Raw genomic sequence first — 18,280 nt, 5'->3', positions numbered from 1 at the left:
ATGATTTTGATGAAGAACAGACCCCTGAATCTATTCAAAAGAGGTATTATGTATATGGATGATTTTAAATTAGACAAGCCGACTCCTTATTACCTGCAATTTTATTTCCAGCTAAAAAAAATGATTTTTAACGGAACTTTTAAGCCGGGGGAACGGATCAATGAAACACAGCTGGCTAAAAGTTTCGGCGTCAGCCGCTCTCCGATACGGGAAGCTATGCGGCTGCTTGAGAAAGACGGCTTGTTACGGGCAGATGACCGGAATGGGTTTTCAATCGCTTCTTTAACAGCTAAAGATGTAGATGAAATTTATAAAATCAGAATTCCTCTCGAGCTGCTTGCTGTCGAATTGGTAATAGACAAAGCGAATGACGAAGAGCTTCAAACGCTTGAAACACAGCTTGAAGAAACAGAAAACGCGATTCGTAACGGAGCGGAAGAAACTGAAATAATCAGCTTAAACCAAAAGTTTCATCAGCTGCTTGTCGATTTTAGCCATAACAGACATTTGAAAAATTTGCTTGAGCATGTAAATGATCTGATTCACTTTTGCAGAATCCTTAATTATAAAGGGGACAACCGCCCTGAAACGATCCTGCGTGAACACCGCAGCATATTTGAAGAAGTCAAAAAGAGAAACAAAGAAGCAGCCAAAGAATATATGATGGCTCATTTTAATCATGACTCAGAACATTTGAAGCGTGTGCTTGAAGAAGGAAAAGAAAATTAAATGACATGTACGGATACCAAGGAAGAGTCCTTGGTATTTTTTATTGCTCTCATCACTTAATAAATCGCAAATCATATATAAGGAAGCCCATTAATAAGATTCTATGATGATTGACTAACGAATAATGGGGGTTAGACATGTTTATCCATATCGTCCGGCCGGGTGATTCCTTGTTTTCCATAGGCAGAAGATACGGTGCTTCTGTTGATCAAATACGGGGTGTGAATGGTTTAGAAGAAACGAATATTGTGCCGGGGCAGGCTCTGCTCATCCCTCTTTATGTATATACAGTACAGCCGGGAGACACGCTCGCAGCTATTGCGGTAAAAGCGTTTGTTCCAGCAGAACGGCTAAGAGCCGCAAATCCCGCTATAAACCCAAATGCCCTGCAAGCAGGAATGAGACTAACGATCCCTAATATCTCAAACTATATTGCGGGAACGTTAAGCTTTTACGTGCTCCGTAATCCGGATCTTGATCGCGATTTAATCAATGATTACGCACCGTATTCGTCTTCGATTTCCATTTTCGAATACCATATTGCGCCTAATGGCGACATTGCAAACCAATTGAATGACGCAGCCGCTATTGAAACCACATGGAGAAGACGAGTGACGCCGCTTGCAACAATAACAAATCTAACCTCAGCTGGCTTCAGCACGGAACTCGTACACCAAGTGTTAAACAATCCAACTGCGAGAACCAATCTGGTCAACAATATTTATAACCTGGTATCCAGAAGGGGATATGGCGGCGTGATGATCGATTTTGAAAAAGTGAGCGCCGCAGATCGGGATCTGTTCACAGGATTTTTGCGTCAGCTCAGAGATCGTCTGCAGCCGGGTGGCTATGTGCTGACCATAGCTGTTCCGGCAAAAACAAGTGATGATATTTCATGGCTGAGGGGCTATGATTACGGAGGGATCGGAGCGGTCGTCAATTATATGTTTATCATGGCGTATGACTGGCATCATGCGGGAAGCGAGCCGGGGCCTGTTGCGCCGATTACTGAAATAAGAAGAACAATTGAATTTGCGATTGCCCAGGTGCCGCGGAGAAAAATCATCATCGGTGTCCCGCTCTACGGCTACAATTGGATCATCCCTTACCAGCCGGGAACAGTGGCTTCAGCTATTTCAAATCAAAAATCAATTGAAACAGCGATGAGGTACCAAGCACCCATTCAATATTCAAACGAATATCAATCGCCGTTTTTCCGCTACAGAGATGAGCAGGGACGGACGCATGAAGTATGGTTTGAAGATGTCAGGAGCATGAGCCAAAAGATGCTGATCGTCCGAGAATATGGATTACAAGCAATAGGTGCCTGGCAGTTAACACTCGGATTCACACCAGCACCGTGGCTTCTGCGGAAATTTTTTACAATCAGAAAAGTGTAAGGGCACCGAACACGGTGTCTTTTTAGTGATGTTTTAAGCTGCTGCTGAATGTTTTAACGGTCTCAGTCTGCCTTGCCTTGTCTCTCGCACCGTGCAATACCTCTAAGCTGCTTCGTGAAGCTCTGAGTTTCCGATAGATTGTCAGTTCACTGACGCTGGCAGCGCTGGCGATATCCTTTATCGTAACAGATTGAAAGCCGTAAAGCCGCATCAGCCTAAAGTGGCAGAATAATTCGTGCATTTGTCACTTGCATGGCGTCGGTCTCCCCAATTATGATCGATAGTGATAACTATCATCAATCTAATCAGCCACAAATTGCATATCGTCTTATGAAAGCTTACGGAATACGAGTGAGAGGAAGTTGTCAGAATGAAAAAAGTATTGATCCTAAATTTCCCTGCAGAAGGCCATGTAAATCCTACATTAGGCATTACGAAAGCCTTTGCCGATCGAGGATATGATGTCCACTATATCTCCACTGAAAGGTATAAAGAAAGATTAGAAGCGGTAGGAGCGACTGTCCACCTTCATCAGGATTTGCTGAGGACAGTTCCTGTTCGTACAGGTTCCCCTGACGGTATTCTCTCCTTCTTAAAAATTCATATAAAGACATCTCTGGCCATATTAAATATCGTGAAAGAACTGTCAAAAAGCAATCAGTTTGACTTTGTTTATTATGATAAATTCGGTGCGGGAGAGCTGGTCAGAGATTATCTCAACATCCCGGGCATCTCTTCATCTGCTTCCTTTTTATTCGATGAAGAGCATTTAAAGATATTGCCTCTGCATCCGGATTCAGAAGTGCCTTTACAATTGGATAAAGAGTGTGAAGATCTATTATTAGAGATGAAACAACATTACGGTGTATCACCTGAAAATATGGTTCAATTCATGAATAATAAAGGTGACTTAAATGTAGTGTACACAAGCCGATATTTTCAACCGGAAAGCCATCGTTTCGGCAATGAGTTTCTATTTATCGGTCCAAGCTTTCCAAAGAGAGCGGAAAAAACTGATTTCCCAATTGAGAAATTGAAAGGTGAGAAAGTCATCTATATTTCAATGGGGACGGTATTAGACGAAACTGAAGAGTTTTTTAACTTATGTATAGATGCTTTTTCTGATGTCAAGGGCAAGGTCGTGATAGCTGCGGGAGAAAAAGCTGATCTGACAAGATTAAAGCAAGCGCCGGAAAACTTTATCATTGCTTCGTATGTGCCTCAATTGGAAGTGCTGGAACAATCTGATGTTTTCATCACTCACGGGGGAATGAATAGTGTAAATGAAGGCATTCACTTTAACGTTCCTTTAGTTGTAATGCCGCACGATAAGGACCAGCCAATGGTGGCCCAGCGGCTGACTGAATTACAAGCCGGTTATACAGTATCTAAAGACCATGTAACCGCGCAGTCTTTAAAACATGCAGTGGAAGAAGTGTTGAATAACGACCGATACAAGGAAGGGATTCAAAAAATCAATCAAAGCTTTCAGGATTGCATGAATATGCAAGAAGTAATGGAGCTGATCGATCAATTTATAGATCAGAGAAAATAAACAGCAAAAATACCTTCGCATGAAATAAGAAAAAGAGTGAGATTAATATGTTCTCACTCTTTTTTAATTTAGGGTCTTGCTGGCATTGCGGAAATAACCGGATTCAATTTGAGGATCAACGGTTTTGTCAAGAGGATTATAGATTTAAGGTCACCAATAAAAAAACCTTCCGTGTTGGAAGGCAATCGTTAAAATTGAATTTTAATCTTTTGAGAATCACTGATTTTCTTATGGTTTTGGTCAAAAACGTCACTTGTTGTGATTTCAATCCACTTGATCTCTTTTTTCTTCTTATCAGCTGATGGTTCATCATGAGCATGGCCGCTTGCTGCGTTTACAATAAAGCCGAGATTGCCGGATTTTTCGGCGCCGGCTTCTAATTCACCATTCAACTCTTCAAGGTAAATATCTTTGTTCCAATCAAAGGTTTCTCCTGTATTTGTTTTCATCAATGCAACCGGGGCAAAATTCACTTTCTCGGAAGATGAGTTTTTGATATCAACGAAAACTTTAACGAAATCAAACTCTTCATCGTGTGTTAATACATGAAAATAATCAATCATGCTGTAATCCGGACGTAAGTGGATCAGCTTCATTTCTTTTACTGTTAACTCTACGTTTCCAATCTTATAAGTTTGATTGACTTGTTTGATATCTTTTAAGACGGCTTCTCCTTTGTCATCAGAAAACGTTTGATTGACCTTCAGCAATGACCGGTCATCTGTTACCTGTGCATTAGGCTGATACTCATCTATACTGTCTTTTTGAGACGAATTGCTTTGGGGTGTGGCTTTTGCTGTTTGCTCTCCGGCTGTATTTTGTTTTTCTGAATTGACGTTTGAGGAGCAGCCCGCAAGTATGACGATAAAAAATAAGATCGATAGAGTCTTTTTCATCATAAGTCCTCCATTAAAAAGAGAGCCCGTTCCTTATACAAGCAACGGGACACCTTGTATTCTCTTACTTATCTTTAATTTTAATGTTGTATTGTAAAGCATCGAAAACATTTTTGGCGATTTCGGTATTATCGATTTGCCCGGAAAACTTCTCACTGGACGGTCCGTACGCATAGACAGGAACATCCTCGCCGGTATGTCCGCCTGTTGTCCATCCTGTGTGGGAGCGTTTATTGAAAATCTCCTCAATCGCATTATCAATATCAAGGACTTCCTTCGATTTTGCCGCGTTTTCAACAGATTGAATTTCAGATGCAGTTAAAGCTAATTTCTTTTGGTCAATATACGTTTTTAAAGTTTTTTCAACATCTGCGCCGTCGGCGATTTTTTCTGCCATAAAGTCAGGTGTGCGCTTTGCCGCTTTAATTGGTTCACTGAACCAGTTATAAATGCCGTCCGCACCGATGGAGTACCCGCCGGTTGAATGGTCAGCCGTTGCGACAACCAAAGTATGCTTGTCTTTTTTGGCGAAATCAATTGCCGCCTTGTAGGCTTGTTCGAAATCTTCCATCTCACTCATGGCGCCGACAATATCATTGTCATGCCCCGCCCAGTCAATCTGGCTTCCTTCAACCATGAGGAAGAAACCGTCTTTGTCCTTGCTTAATTTTTTGAGGGCTGTGTTTGTCATGTCTTTTAATGAAGGAATATCCTTCGTGCGGTCGATCTTTTTAGGCAGGCCGCCGTCAGCGAATAGGCCGAGAACTTGGCTGTCCTTGTTTTTCAGCATGTCCTTGCGGTTATCCACATAGCTGTACCCCGCTTTTTTGAATTCCTTTACCAAATTACGGTCCTTGCGGTCAAAATTGCTTTTTCCACCGCCAAGAAGGACATCAATTTTGTGCTTGCCGTTCACCATTTCATCAAAATAGTCGTTTGCAATAGAATTCATATTTTTCCGGCTGTGATCATGTGAGCCGAAAGAAGCCGGAGTGGCGTGTGTAATTTCTGAAGTGGCGACAAGCCCGGTTGATTTTCCTTTTTCTTTTGCTGCTTCAAGAACTGTTTTCACCTCTGAACCGTCATTATCCACAGCAATTGCATTATTATATGTTTTAATCCCAGCTGACATAGCCGTTGCGGCGGAAGCAGAATCCGTTACATTTTGTTCGGGATCTTCAGGGTAAGTGGTCTGCTGTCCGACAAGGTATTGGTCAAAAGCCGTAGGCTCTACAACCTTTGTCTTTTTATTATCCTTTAAGTAACGGTGAGCGGACGTATAAGACACACCCATCCCATCACCGATCAAGACGATGACATTTTTAATTTCGTTTTGATTCCCCTTTTTCTTTTCCTGGGCACTGGCTTCAGGCACACTGCCGCTGGCTAAGCTGCTGAACGCAATAGATGATAACACCGCAATAGGCAGTAATTTCTTCGGGAATTTTTTCAACTGGATAACCTCCTAAAAATATATGAATCTCAATGACAAACCCATTATATTTTTAAAGTGTTAAGCTAGTATTAATCGTTTTTAAAGATTGAATTTACAAGATTACAAGGAAATGAAAAGGCAGTGGCGAAGGTAAATATGATGTGCAAATCTGACCGGCTAGTGATTATGTATGTGAATTGAAGAAGTCAATCAATCCCTTGATAAAGATTTTAAAAATGCTAGGGGAAGATCTCTCACTGAGGGGATATTAAAGAAAAACATGTGACCGGCAATGCATCCGAAGAAGAGAATAGATGTTGAGGTGACAGGATGAAAATAAACGATGTGCTTTACGGCAGGCATCAACTAGACAGAGTACTGGAAGAACTCATAAAAAGCGCACCCGTGCAAAGATTAAAAGGGGTTTATCAAGGCGGCGCCAGCTTTTTAGTCAATCCAAAGTGGAATGTGACCCGGTATGAGCACTCCATTGGCGTTATGCTTTTAATCAAAAGGCTGGGGGGAACCATAGAAGAGCAGATCGCCGGCCTTCTCCACGATGTGTCGCACACAGCATTTTCTCATGTAATTGATGTTGTATTTGAAAATGAAGCGGAAGATTATCATGAAAACATTTTTCAACAAGTCATTGACCAATCCGAGATCCCGGGAATTCTAAAAAAACATGGTTATGATGCTGACGATCTTTTATTAAATGATACAAGATGGACACTGCTCGAACAGCCCGCACCGGAGCTGTGTGCTGATCGCATCGACTACACGCTGCGTGACATGTATCAATATGGACAGATCACGCTGCGCGAAGCTGAAATCTTTTTGGATCATCTCGTTGTGAGAAACGGAAGGGTGTTTCCAGATGGTATCGAAACAGCTGAATGGTTTGTGCGAGTGTATTACAAGGAAGTGATCGATTTCTTTATGAACCCAGTGAATGTATATGGGTATGAATACTTAGCGCAAACGCTGAAGGCTGCGCTGCAGCACAATGTCATCGCCGCCGAAGATTTGCTGAAAACAGACCAAGAGGTACTAGGCATCCTGCATTCATCAGAAAATGACGAGGTACTGAGACTGCTTGAAAAAATACATCCTCACATACTAGTAAAAGAGGATGACATTCATTTCGATTTTCATCGAAAAACGAAAATGCGTCTCATCGACCCTTCTATTTTCTTTCATAATGAATGGATCACATCCTCATCAGTATCTGAACACATCAGAAAAATGGGAGAGGCCGCTTATCAGAAAGCCAAAAAAGGCGTGTATGTCAAAGTAATCGAAAACTAACCGAAGCCGTGCCACCGCGGCTTTTATCCACCGCGTTTTATTCTGCGGATCACAGGGAATAGGACAAACAGCAGCATATGTTATGAGAATATTAGCGCATTTACATACCTTTCGGGGGTATCGTATTATTGAAAAGATCATGTATGACAGGCAGATGTGAAGGTTTACACCAAAAAATAAAGCAAAGGAGAATGAACATGAAGATTTCGAAAAAGGCACTTGGAATTTTACTGCTGTCTCTTATTTTTGTTTTATCAGCATGCGGCAATAGCGATAGCAAAAAAGAAAGCACTCATGACAGTCATTCGGACTCCGGCTCACACGAAGAAATGGATCATTCCGGATCTGCTGAAGTTCCAGAGGGATTAGCGGAATCGAAACATCCTACATATAAAATAGGCAGCCAGGTCATCATCAATGCTTCTCATATGAAAGGGATGAAGGGCGCCGAAGCAACAGTTACAGGCGCATACGATACAACGGCATATGTTGTTTCTTACACACCGACAACCGGAGGACAGCGAGTTGATCATCATAAATGGGTGATCCAAGAAGAGATAAAAGATGCAGGAGATAAACCCCTCAATCCGGGAGATCAGGTACTCTTGGAGGCCTCTCACATGAAAGGCATGAAGGGAGCAACTGCTGAAATCGACTCTGCAGAAAAAACAACGGTATACATGGTGGACTATACATCGACAACAAGCGGAGAAAAAGTAAAAAATCATAAGTGGGTAACTGAAGACGAGCTTTCCGCTAAATAATGAAAAAATCCTCCCTTTACAAGGAGGATTTTTTTACGGTATGAACAGGTCTTGTTAAAGAAAATAAAGCAAACAGAACGGCGATCACAACAATCGATCCTCCGCACCAAGCTGTTGACACAACAGTCCCCGTCTGGTCCAATACAACACCGCCAATGGCTGAACCAAGGGCAATCCCGATTTGTAACGCAGACGTATTAAAGCTTTGCTGAATGTCAGACGTGTCCGGTGCAATCTCAATTAAATAGCTTTGCTGGGCGGGAGCCAGACTCCAGCTCAGCAATCCCCAAATGACCATAACAGGCAAAAAGAAAATCATAGACGACGTTGACAGCGGCAATAAGAACATAATGATAGCGAAGGAACCGGTCACCAGCAAGATGCTCTTAAAGGAACCGAGCCGGTCAGAAAGCGCTCCTCCAAAAGGGCCTCCGCACACGGCAGATATTCCAAATAGGAAATAACAAATGCTGACCCAAAAAGAGCTTAGATGGAGAGTCGTCTCTAAAAACGGGGCAAAATAAGCATATAAAGTGTAGTGCCCCGCTAATGTAAACATCGTCACAAGGTGCGAGCTGGCGATTTTTGCATTGGCAATTGTTTTAATCTGATCCCGGAATGGAATCATTTTCTCCGTCGGTATCTTCTCAAAAAAGATCGAAATAATCAGCATAGAGATAAGCGCCAGAAGTCCGATGCCAAGGAACAAAATACGCCATCCGAAGGAATTGCTGATCAATATGCCAAGCGGCACACCTAATGCGATGGCGGAACTGAATCCCATAAAAATAATGCCAATTGCGCGGGCTCTGTATTCAGGCGCCACAATTTTTGGCGCAATCGTCAAGGAAAGCACAACAATCAGCCCTGTGCTCATCGCCGCCAATACCCTTGATACCATCAGCATCGCAAAATTAGGGCTGAAGTAGGCGACAAGGTTACTCAAAAAGAAAACAAATAACGCAATTAAATATAAACGCTTCCGTTCAACCTTCGCGGTCAATGCCAAAAGCAGCGGCCCTGAAACAGCATATCCCAGCGCAAACACACTGATCAGCTGTCCGGCCGAAACAATGGAAATGTGTAAATCATTTGCGATTTGAGGAAGAATCCCACCCACAATTAACTCAACCAATCCAACTGCAATCGTAGAAGCTGCAAGCAGAAAAACTTTAAAATTCATAACAAACTCCTTTACTTCAATTTTTTAACAAATAAAAAAATCCTGATTACAAAAAAAGTGATAAACAATTTTTGTAATCAGGATTTTACGGTTCCTGGTAGACACCCTCAATCCATATTATTGAGGTTATACAAGTAAAAATAGCTATTTAATTGATTTAGTTTCCGAGGATGAGTTTAACATATTGTGAGCGAATCTTCCATAGAAAAATTTGATAAATAGTTGAATGATAAATATATGAATATATTTATTTTATAAAAGTATAGACATTTAGGGTTAATTGACTATAATGAATTTTGTAAGCGTTTTAATAAAAGGGGAGGGACATCCATTGAAGAAAATTTTACTTGCGTGCAGTTCGGGAATGTCCACCAGTTTGCTGGTGACAAAAATGAAAGAATACGCGCAATCCATTGGAGAGGAAGCGGAGATCTGGGCTGTCGGCCAGGATAAAGCGAAAGAAAATATGCAAAAGGCCGACGTGGTTTTAATCGGCCCGCAAATGAGCTTTCTGAAAAGCGAACTGCCAAAAGCAGCCGACCAATACAACATTCGGGTTGAGGTCATTGACATGATGGCTTACGGAATGGCAGATGGCAAAAAAGCGTATGAACAGGCTTTGTCATTAATGGGGCAACAATGATGGAGCACATAAAAGTTGCCGGCTTAACAGACGAACAAATTAGCTTTCAGCTCATTCTCCACAGCGGTAATGCCCGCAGCTGCATCATTCAATCACTGCGCGCCTACAAGGAAGGAAACAGGGGGGAGGCAGATGCCCTTATTGCCCAGGCTGAGGATGCTCTATCTGCAGCCCATGACATTCACTTTCAAATGATACAGAAAGAATCAAGCGGCGAGGCAGCCAATTTCTCATTGCTGCTTATGCACGCGGAAGATCACCTGATGTCAACATTGACCATGAAAGAATTAGTAAAAGAGCTGCTTGGCATCTTTAAAACAAAGAATCTATAAAAATCGGGGTGGATAGGGTGTTCGAAAAAATTAGCCAATTCCTTGTTCCAATTGCAGGGAGGTTAAATAATAACCGGTATTTGCAGGTGTTGCGCGATGCGTTTATGCTGGCCTTCCCGCTTACGATATTTGGGTCCATTTTTGTGGTGTTAACGAACCTGCCGTTTTTAAATAAAATTATGAATGCTTCAATGCTCACAACGTTTCAGTCCAATTTTGGCATTGCGTCTACGGCGACCATGGGGATTATGTCTGTCTTCGTCGTGTTCGGTATAGGCTATTATCTCTCAAAAAGCTACCAGGTCGAAGCTGTGTTTGGCGGTGCGATCGCTTTGGTTGCCTTTTTGCTGCTGACGCCTTTTATTGTTCAGCCAGAAACAGGAGATGCCATAACCGGGGTCATTCCGGTAGACCGCCTCGGTGCCAAAGGAATGTTTCTGGGGATGATCACGGCATTTCTTTCCGGTGAAATCTACAGAAGAATCGTTCAAAAAAACCTGACGATTAAAATGCCTGCCGGGGTTCCGCCGGCTGTAGCAAAATCATTTGCCGCACTTATTCCGGCTTTTATCACATTGACTGTGTTTTTGCTGATTAACGTTCTGGTCACCCAGCTTTTCAAAACCAATATGCATGATGTCATTTATCATGCGATTCAGGCTCCGCTTGTCGGACTTGGAAGCGGTATCATACCGACGCTGATTGCTGTATTTTTCATTCAAATTCTATGGTTTTTCGGATTGCATGGGCAAATCATTATCAACTCTGTGATGGATCCGATCTGGAATACACTGCAGGTGGAAAACCTGGCAGCCTACACAGCGGGGAAAGAAGTGCCGCACATCATCTCAAAACCGTTTATGGAGATTTATACAGTGGGAATGGGCGGAACCGGGATGACGCTGGCGATTGTGTTTACAATTCTCATATTTATGAAAAGCAGGCAGATGAAGCAAGTGTCAAAGCTCGGCCTTGCTCCAGGTATTTTTAACGTAAACGAACCGATTATCTTCGGACTGCCGATTGTGATGAATCCGATCATCCTTGTGCCTTGGGTTTTGGCGCCGATGGTTGTCACACTCGTCACCTATCTGGCCATGTCCGCCGGACTTGTTCCGCCTCCAACAGGTGTCACGGTTCCATGGACGGTCCCACTATTTATTAATGGCATCATGGCGACAAACTCAATCATGGGCGGCGTGATGCAGCTTATCAATCTGATGATTGTCTTTGTGATATGGTTCCCATTCCTGAAAGCGATGGATAAATTACATTTGGCAAAAGAAAAGGAACAGGCTGTTCAGGAAACAGCACAGCAAAATGATAACAGCATCAAAATGTGACATAAGGAGAGAGAGAACTTGACTCAAACAGAACAGTATCGTTTTCCGAAAGATTTTTGGTGGGGATCATCTGCTTCAGCGACACAAACGGAGGGTGCCGCCGATCGAGACGGAAAAGGGAAGAATATTTGGGATTACTGGTTTGAAAAAGAGCCTCATCGCTTTTTTGATCATGTAGGACCTGCATCCACATCGAAATTTTATGACAACTATAAAGACGATATCAGGCTGATGAAGGAGCTTGGCCACAACTCGTTCCGTATGTCGATTTCATGGTCACGTTTAATACCGGGCGGAACATTCGAGATCAACCCTAAAGCAGTGGACTTTTATAACAGCGTCATTGATGAGTTCATAGCTAATGGAATAGAACCCTTTGTCAATTTATTTCATTTCGATATGCCGATGGAACGTCAAAACATCGGCGGCTGGGCAAACAGAGAAACGGTGGACGCTTATGAAAACTATGCGAGAACGTGCTTTCGTTTGTTTGGCGATCGCGTGAAAAAATGGTTCACGCATAACGAGCCGATCGTGCCGGTCGAAGGCGGATATTTATATGATTTTCATTATCCGAACAAAGTTGATTTTAAAGAAGCCGTTCAAGTCGGGTTTCACACGTTGTTATCAAGCGCCCGCGCCATACAGGCTTACAGAGAGATGAGGCAGGATGGAAAAATCGGCATCATCTTAAATTTGACGCCATCCTATCCGAGAAGCAGCCACCCGGCGGATGTAAAAGCGGGAGAAATAGCAGATGCGTTCTTTAACCGATCTTTTCTAGACCCTTCTGTAAAAGGCGAGTTTCCAAAAGAACTCATACACATTTTAAAAACTGAAGGCTTTATGCCTGAATACGAGAAAGAGGATCTTGAGATCATTAAACAGCATACGGTTGACTTATTAGGTGTGAATTATTATCAGCCTAGACGTGTAAAAGCAAAAGAGCACCTGCCGAATCCGGATGCGCCATTTTTGCCTGACAGGTATTTCGATCCTTACGTCATGCCGGGCCGAAAAATGAATCCTCACCGAGGCTGGGAGATTTACGAAAAAGGCGTTTATGATATCCTGATCAATCTAAAAGAAAATTACGGGAATATCGAGTGCTTTATTTCTGAAAACGGCATGGGGGTTGAAGGGGAAGAGCGTTTCAGAGATGAACAGGGCATGATTCAAGATGACTACCGAATTGAATTTATCAAAGAGCACTTAAAATGGATTCACCGCGCTATACAGGAAGGATCAAACGTAAAAGGCTATCACTTATGGACGTTTATGGACAATTGGTCATGGACAAATGCTTATAAAAACCGATACGGATTTGTATCAGTCAATCTGGAGAAAGACGGAGAAAGAACTGTCAAAAAGAGCGGAAAATGGTTCAAAGAGGTTGCTGAGAAAAATGGTTTTTAGGTTGCTATAGCAAAAAGGTCTTCCGGCGGTCAAGATTTCTAATAGAGACAACAATCAGCCATAACATTGATGAAACAGGGAAAAGAACTTATGATATCGGTAAAGAAGCTTATTCGATATCAAAACTTTTACAGCTGCCGGAGGATACCAATGAATAAATACGAAATCATTGCAAATGAAATGAGAAAACGAATCAAAAATAACGTATATCCCATCGATCAGCCGATTCCCGATGAAATATCTCTTGCAAAAGAGTTCAACTCAAGCCGCATGACGATGAAAAGAGCTCTTGATAATTTAGTTGCTGAAGGACTGTTATTCAGAAAACGCGGTCATGGAACCTTTATCATTCAATCTGCGATACAGGATGATCATGTCCATGTCGTCAGCAATGAAATCCTCGGACTGACCAATTTGTTAAAAGACAAAAAAATCGAAAGCAAGGTCATTCAGTTCGAGGTGCAATTTCCCACTGAGGAAGTGGCTGCGCATTTATCAATTGATCAGAAAACACCGGTTTATTATGTTGTACGGCTGCGGATTGTGGAAGGAGAGCCATATGTGTTGGAAAAAACATATATGCCGACACACTTAATAGCCGGCATTAATGATGAGGTGCTACACCACTCTATTTATGAACACATAACAAACAGGCTTCAGCTAAAGATTGCCGGAACGCACCGGAAAATCAGAGCCTGTAAATCTGATGAGATGGATCAGCAGCATCTGGGCTGCAAACAGGATGATCCTATTCTTGAAGTGGAGCACGTGGGCTTCTTAGATAACGGAATTCCATTTGAATATTCCTTTTCACGTCATCGGCATGACAAATTTGTCGTCACTTCGGTAAATGTAAGGCGCTGATCGCGGAGATAACAAGGAGGCCATCTGCATGCTTGGCGGTATTGAAGCAGGCGGCACAAAATTTGTGTGTGCCGTCGGAACAGAAGATGGAACGATCATTGACAGAATGGAGCTACCAACAGCGATGCCGGATGAAACGATAGAGAAAGTGATTCAATATTTTCGCCAATTCTCACTACAGGCAATCGGCATCGGCTCCTTTGGTCCAGTTGATATAGATGTAAACAGTAAAACATATGGAACCATTACTGCCACGCCTAAACCAGGCTGGAGGCACTATCCATTCTTTAAAACAATAAAAGAAGAAATGAATATTCCTGTCGGCTTCAGCACAGATGTAAACGCTGCGGCGCTCGGAGAATCACTTTTTGGCGCAGCTCAAGACCTCGACAGCTGCTTATATATCACGATCGGAACTGGCATTGGTGCAGGCGCGGTTATAGAAGGGCGGCTTCTGCAAGGATTGTCACATCCTGAAATGGGCCATATCTATATTCGCCGCCATCCGGATGACACGTATCAAGGAAAGTGCCCCTATCATAAGGATTGCTTCGAAGGTCTGGCTTCCGGTCCCGCTATAGAAGCGCGATGGGGAAACAAGGCCGCAGATTTATCACATGTAAATGAGGTCTGGGAACTTGAAGGATATTATATTGCGCAGGCTCTGGCACAATATATCCTCATCCTGGCGCCAAAAAAAATTATTCTTGGCGGCGGCGTCATGAATCAGAGCCAGCTGTTCCCTTATATATATCAATATGTACCTAAAATAATGAACAGCTACTTTAATTTTTCTGAATTATCAGAAAGTATAAATGAGTATATTGTATCTCCCCGTTTAGGCAGAAATGCCGGAATCATCGGAACGTTTGTTTTAGCCGAGCAGGCATTAAAAGCAGAAGAAGCATCCGGGGAGGTTCCATCATGAAGCATCCTTTATTTTTAGAGCCGATTTTTAAAGAAAGGATATGGGGCGGCACAGCGCTTCGTGATAGATACGGCTACAGCATCCCTTCAGAAAAAACGGGTGAATGCTGGGCTTGCTCTGCCCATGCCAATGGATCATCGACTATTCAAAATGGCCGGTTGGCAGGAAAAACACTGGATCAAGTGTGGAAAGAATGCCCGGAGTTTTTCGGCTTTCCGCAAAGAAGCGTGTTTCCGTTACTGGTGAAAGTACTTGATGCCAACATGGATCTCTCCGTACAGGTGCATCCAGATGATCATTATGCCATGGTACACGAAAACGGAGACCTTGGAAAAACAGAATGCTGGTATATTATTGATTGCAAAGAAGGCGCAGAACTGATTTTGGGACATCATGCAGGCACGAAGGAAGAATTCAAACAGCTTATTGAAAGCGGTGACTGGAACGGGCTGCTTAGGCGCATCAACATAAAGCCCGGAGATTTCTTTTATGTGCCAAGCGGAACGCTGCATGCATTGTGTGAGGGCACCCTCGTCCTTGAAATTCAGCAAAACTCTGATACCACATATCGCGTATACGATTATGAGCGCTGTAATGACCATGGCCAAAAAAGGGATCTCCATATAGAAAAAGCGATGGAAGTCGTAAACATACCGCATACGGACTCTGAACCAATACCGGCAGTGAAAGAAATGAAGGATGCCGTGATTACGTCTTATGTTCAGTCAGAATATTTCTCAGTTTACAAATGGAACGTCAGTGGCAAGCCGGTTTTTCCTTCTCATCAAACCTATTTGCTGTGCAGTGTTGTCGAAGGCTCAGGGATAATAGAAAACAACGGTGTGCAGTATGAATGCAAGAAAGGCTCACACTTTATTTTGCCTGCCCATTTTGGTGAGTTTTCAATAGAAGGAACTTGTGAACTGATCATAGCCCATCCTTCATAAGAACGGAGGAATTTCTGTGTTAAAGAAACCTATCATCTGTTTGGTCATCCTATTTTTACTTGCTTCTGCCGCGATGGCTGAACCAATTCAAGCACATACTGTGTCACCTGTTAATCCTAAGGCACAGCAGACAACAAAAGATGTGATGAATTGGCTTGCCCACCTGCCGAATCGTTCTGAAAACAGAGTGCTTTCCGGTGCGTTTGGCGGTTACAGTCATGACACATTTTCTATGGCAGAAGCAGAAAGAATCCGGAGCTCAGCCGGACAATCACCTGCCATTTATGGCTGCGATTACGCGAGGGGATGGCTTGAAACCTCAAACATTGAAGATTCTATAGACGTGAGCTGCAACAGTGATTTAATATCGTACTGGAAAAGCGGAGGGATTCCGCAGATCAGTCTGCATCTAGCAAATCCTGCTTATCAGTCAGGACATTTTAAAACACCGATTACCAATGAACAGTATAAAAAACTGTTAGACTCTTCTACAACAGAGGGGAAGCGGCTGAATGCCATGCTCAGCAAAGTTGCTGACGGACTACAAGAGCTGGAAAACCAAGGCGTGCCCGTTCTGTTCAGGCCGCTGCATGAGATGAACGGCGAGTGGTTTTGGTGGGGGCTAACGTCATATAATCAAAAGGATGATGAAAGAATCTTCTTATATAAACAGCTCTATATCAAAATCTATCATTATATGACTGACGAAAGAGGATTGGATCATTTATTATGGGTTTACTCCCCTGACGCTAATCGAGATTTTAAAACAGATTTTTACCCTGGAGCTTCATACGTGGATATCGTTGGGTTAGATGCATACTTTCAAGATCCATATTCGATAAACGGATACGACCAGCTGACAGCACTTAATAAACCATTTGCTTTCACGGAAGTTGGCCCGCAAACAGCAAACGGCAGCTTTGATTACAGCCTGTTTATGAGTGCGCTAAAACAGAAATACCCTAAAACCACTTATTATCTAGCCTGGAATGATGAATGGAGCCCGGCTGTGAACAAAGGCGCTTCCGCTCTTTATAATGATAGCTGGACATTAAATAAGGGAGAAATATGGAACGGTGATACATTAACACCTATAGTTGAATAAAAAAGAATGCAGTTTGCTGTGTTAAATTAATAAAAGGTTCTCAAGGCATCCTTGAGAACCTTTTGCTTCATTAGGCGTTCATATCCCCTAAGCCAGGACTATGTTCATTCGGCATGTCCGGAAGAACCGGAACAGGGAAACCAGCCGGAGGTTCAGTTACTTGCAGCTCGCCGCCATTTCTACTTGGAGATTTTCCTTGGAAGATCTCTGCAATTCTTGTTTCATCTAATCTGAAGTTAAACTGTACATTATGGTAGCCCAATTCGACATACTTTCTGCACTCTGGGTATTTATTAATGTCGTAATTCGGAACAGGAAAAAGCTTAGCCCAGTCAACGCCCAAAGTCTCAAGCGCTTTAGCAAAAGCATTTTGGTGAGCATTGTCACGTACAATAAGAAAAGCGAGTGTTTCCCGGAACGTCTGATTAGAGCTCATTTCATAAATTCTTGTTTTTTGGAGAACACCAGTAGACTCAAGCAACAAGTTATCCAACAGGTCAGTGATTAAGTTTCCGTGATTATACACCCACGACGCGTTCCAAGGGTTGCCGCCCGCATCAACCGGGAGTGAACTCTGTGCGCCAATAATGTAATGATGGGGGTTAGCATGTTTAACTGCTTCATCAAGGGGAGCGTGATCTATACCCTGGCTGCCGACTCCAGCACCGCCTGATTCATCCAATAAAGCATTGATTGTATTTTGCACAAGCTCTACATGGGCAATTTCTTCTAAGAAGATACCGCGCAGCAAATCACGATATTGTTTCTGCTTTCCTCTGAAATTAGAGCTTTGAAAGAAATATTGCATCATTGTACGCATTTCTCCATAATGTCCGCCTAATATTTCCTGCAGTACTTTAGCTGCGGCCGGATCTGGCTTATCGGGTTTAACGATATTGATCAATTCTTCTTTGTAGTAAAACATAACATGCCTCTTTTCTATATTATTTTGTTTTTATATCATCTGTTCAATCAGATAAAATATACGGACTAACAAACAGCGGAAAAGAAAATGAGAAAATCGAAATAAAAATATAGAAAAAGTGTTGACCAGTGAATACACACATGGTATATTATTAAATGTCGCTGATGAACAGCACAAAAAATGAAAAACAAAAAAGTTTTTCGAAGGTGTTTACAAACACTTCAGAATGTGTATAATAGATAAAGTCGAATCAAAAAGATTTTAAAAAAACATTCGAAAAAACATCTTGACTTTAACATCAATTAATAGTATGATAGTTAAGTCGCTCGATAAGCGCCCGTAGCTCAATTGGATAGAGCGTTTGACTACGGATCAAAAGGTTAGGGGTTCGACTCCTCTCGGGCGCGCCAATATAATATACACGCGGGTGTAGTTTAGTGGTAAAACCTCAGCCTTCCAAGCTGATGTCGTGAGTTCGATTCTCATCACCCGCTCCATTATTTATTG

18 protein-coding genes, 2 tRNA genes and 1 riboswitch are annotated in these 18,280 nt (G+C 42.5%); of the genes, 15 read left to right on the top strand and 5 right to left on the bottom strand.

Translation table 11 applies throughout. The features are described 5' to 3' along the window. The first annotated feature begins 54 nt into the window (after positions 1–54). Together V6D42_RS16450 and V6D42_RS16445 are read left to right on the top strand one after the other, a co-directional pair. Entirely contained in the window at positions 55–729 is a 675-nt protein-coding gene (locus V6D42_RS16450) for a GntR family transcriptional regulator (RefSeq protein ID WP_333513953.1), read from the top strand. A gap of 137 nt (positions 730–866) precedes the next feature. Continuing rightward, on the top strand, positions 867–2,129 hold the full coding sequence (locus tag V6D42_RS16445; protein WP_333513952.1) for a glycoside hydrolase family 18 protein: 1,263 nt from the start codon (positions 867–869) through the stop codon (positions 2,127–2,129). A 22-nt stretch (positions 2,130–2,151) separates the two neighbouring features. Here V6D42_RS16445 and V6D42_RS16440 read toward each other — a convergent pair whose 3' ends face one another. Next, complete coding sequence (locus V6D42_RS16440) at positions 2,152–2,370, bottom strand: TetR family transcriptional regulator (RefSeq protein WP_333513951.1); 219 nt, start codon at positions 2,368–2,370, stop codon at positions 2,152–2,154. Between the two features lie 129 nt (positions 2,371–2,499). On the opposite strand from V6D42_RS16440, the gene V6D42_RS16435 reads away from it, so the two are divergent. Continuing rightward, the gene (locus V6D42_RS16435; protein WP_333513950.1) at positions 2,500–3,684 is read left to right on the top strand and encodes a macrolide family glycosyltransferase; all 1,185 of its coding nucleotides are present in this window, start codon (positions 2,500–2,502) and stop codon (positions 3,682–3,684) included. Positions 3,685–3,872: 188 nt separating this feature from the next. On the opposite strand, the gene V6D42_RS16430 is transcribed toward V6D42_RS16435, so the two are convergent. Together V6D42_RS16430 and phoB are read right to left on the bottom strand one after the other, a co-directional pair. After that, the gene (locus tag V6D42_RS16430; RefSeq protein WP_333513949.1) at positions 3,873–4,580 is read right to left on the bottom strand and encodes a DUF4352 domain-containing protein; all 708 of its coding nucleotides are present in this window, start codon (positions 4,578–4,580) and stop codon (positions 3,873–3,875) included. Positions 4,581–4,644: 64 nt separating this feature from the next. Next, a complete protein-coding gene (gene phoB, locus V6D42_RS16425) occupies positions 4,645–6,033 on the bottom strand; it encodes an alkaline phosphatase PhoB (RefSeq protein WP_333513948.1) in 1,389 nt (462 codons plus the stop codon). Between the two features lie 312 nt (positions 6,034–6,345). On the opposite strand from phoB, the gene V6D42_RS16420 reads away from it, so the two are divergent. Both V6D42_RS16420 and V6D42_RS16415 read left to right on the top strand, forming a co-directional pair. Continuing rightward, the gene (locus tag V6D42_RS16420) at positions 6,346–7,323 is read left to right on the top strand and encodes an HD domain-containing protein (protein ID WP_333513947.1); all 978 of its coding nucleotides are present in this window, start codon (positions 6,346–6,348) and stop codon (positions 7,321–7,323) included. A gap of 143 nt (positions 7,324–7,466) precedes the next feature. Continuing rightward, entirely contained in the window at positions 7,467–8,087 is a 621-nt protein-coding gene (locus V6D42_RS16415) for a YdhK family protein (RefSeq protein ID WP_333514091.1), read from the top strand. A gap of 16 nt (positions 8,088–8,103) precedes the next feature. Here the strand turns inward: V6D42_RS16415 and pbuE are convergent, their stop codons facing one another. Then, positions 8,104–9,270, bottom strand: a complete 1,167-nt coding sequence (pbuE, locus tag V6D42_RS16410; protein ID WP_010333192.1) for a purine transporter PbuE — start codon at positions 9,268–9,270, stop codon at positions 8,104–8,106. 54 nt (positions 9,271–9,324) lie between these two features. Next, positions 9,325–9,424, bottom strand: a riboswitch (purine riboswitch). Between the two features lie 177 nt (positions 9,425–9,601). On the opposite strand from pbuE, the gene V6D42_RS16405 reads away from it, so the two are divergent. The 8 genes from V6D42_RS16405 (at position 9,602) to V6D42_RS16370 (ending at position 16,848) form a co-directional block, all read left to right on the top strand. Next, positions 9,602–9,913 carry a PTS sugar transporter subunit IIB gene (locus V6D42_RS16405; RefSeq protein ID WP_333513946.1) on the top strand — a complete coding sequence of 104 codons (312 nt, stop codon included), beginning with the start codon at positions 9,602–9,604 and terminating at the stop codon, positions 9,911–9,913. Next, complete coding sequence (locus V6D42_RS16400) at positions 9,913–10,245, top strand: PTS lactose/cellobiose transporter subunit IIA (protein WP_333513945.1); 333 nt, start codon at positions 9,913–9,915, stop codon at positions 10,243–10,245. Before V6D42_RS16405 ends, V6D42_RS16400 begins: the two co-directional genes overlap by 1 nt. A gap of 17 nt (positions 10,246–10,262) precedes the next feature. Continuing rightward, positions 10,263–11,588, top strand: coding sequence for a PTS cellobiose transporter subunit IIC (gene celB, locus V6D42_RS16395; RefSeq protein WP_333513944.1), 1,326 nt, complete (start codon positions 10,263–10,265; stop codon positions 11,586–11,588). 18 nt (positions 11,589–11,606) lie between these two features. After that, on the top strand, positions 11,607–13,004 hold the full coding sequence (locus V6D42_RS16390; protein WP_333513943.1) for a glycoside hydrolase family 1 protein: 1,398 nt from the start codon (positions 11,607–11,609) through the stop codon (positions 13,002–13,004). Positions 13,005–13,154: 150 nt separating this feature from the next. Then, positions 13,155–13,868 (top strand): transcriptional regulator GmuR, encoded by a 714-nt coding sequence (gene gmuR / locus V6D42_RS16385; RefSeq protein ID WP_333513942.1) that lies wholly within the window; start codon positions 13,155–13,157, stop codon positions 13,866–13,868. 28 nt (positions 13,869–13,896) lie between these two features. Further along, entirely contained in the window at positions 13,897–14,796 is a 900-nt protein-coding gene (locus V6D42_RS16380; RefSeq protein ID WP_333513941.1) for an ROK family protein, read from the top strand. Continuing rightward, on the top strand, positions 14,793–15,743 hold the full coding sequence (gene manA / locus V6D42_RS16375) for a mannose-6-phosphate isomerase, class I (protein ID WP_333513940.1): 951 nt from the start codon (positions 14,793–14,795) through the stop codon (positions 15,741–15,743). The genes V6D42_RS16380 and manA overlap by 4 nt, the downstream gene beginning before the upstream one ends. Positions 15,744–15,759: 16 nt before the next feature. Beyond that, the gene (locus V6D42_RS16370; RefSeq protein WP_333513939.1) at positions 15,760–16,848 is read left to right on the top strand and encodes a glycoside hydrolase family 26 protein; all 1,089 of its coding nucleotides are present in this window, start codon (positions 15,760–15,762) and stop codon (positions 16,846–16,848) included. A 70-nt stretch (positions 16,849–16,918) separates the two neighbouring features. Here V6D42_RS16370 and V6D42_RS16365 read toward each other — a convergent pair whose 3' ends face one another. Then, positions 16,919–17,773, bottom strand: a complete 855-nt coding sequence (locus V6D42_RS16365; RefSeq protein ID WP_333513938.1) for a manganese catalase family protein — start codon at positions 17,771–17,773, stop codon at positions 16,919–16,921. Between the two features lie 333 nt (positions 17,774–18,106). On the opposite strand from V6D42_RS16365, the gene V6D42_RS16360 reads away from it, so the two are divergent. Together V6D42_RS16360 and V6D42_RS16355 are read left to right on the top strand one after the other, a co-directional pair. Further along, positions 18,107–18,183 (top strand) — tRNA-Arg (locus tag V6D42_RS16360). 13 nt (positions 18,184–18,196) lie between these two features. After that, positions 18,197–18,270: transfer RNA gene (locus V6D42_RS16355), tRNA-Gly, on the top strand. The last annotated feature ends 10 nt before the right edge of the window (positions 18,271–18,280 follow it).

Source organism: Bacillus sp. 0909A, assembly GCF_036765115.1.
GTDB classification, from domain to species: Bacteria; Bacillota; Bacilli; order Bacillales; family Bacillaceae; genus Bacillus; species Bacillus mojavensis.
Note: the sequence above shows the minus strand (reverse complement) of the source record. Positions and strands in the feature narration are given on the sequence as shown.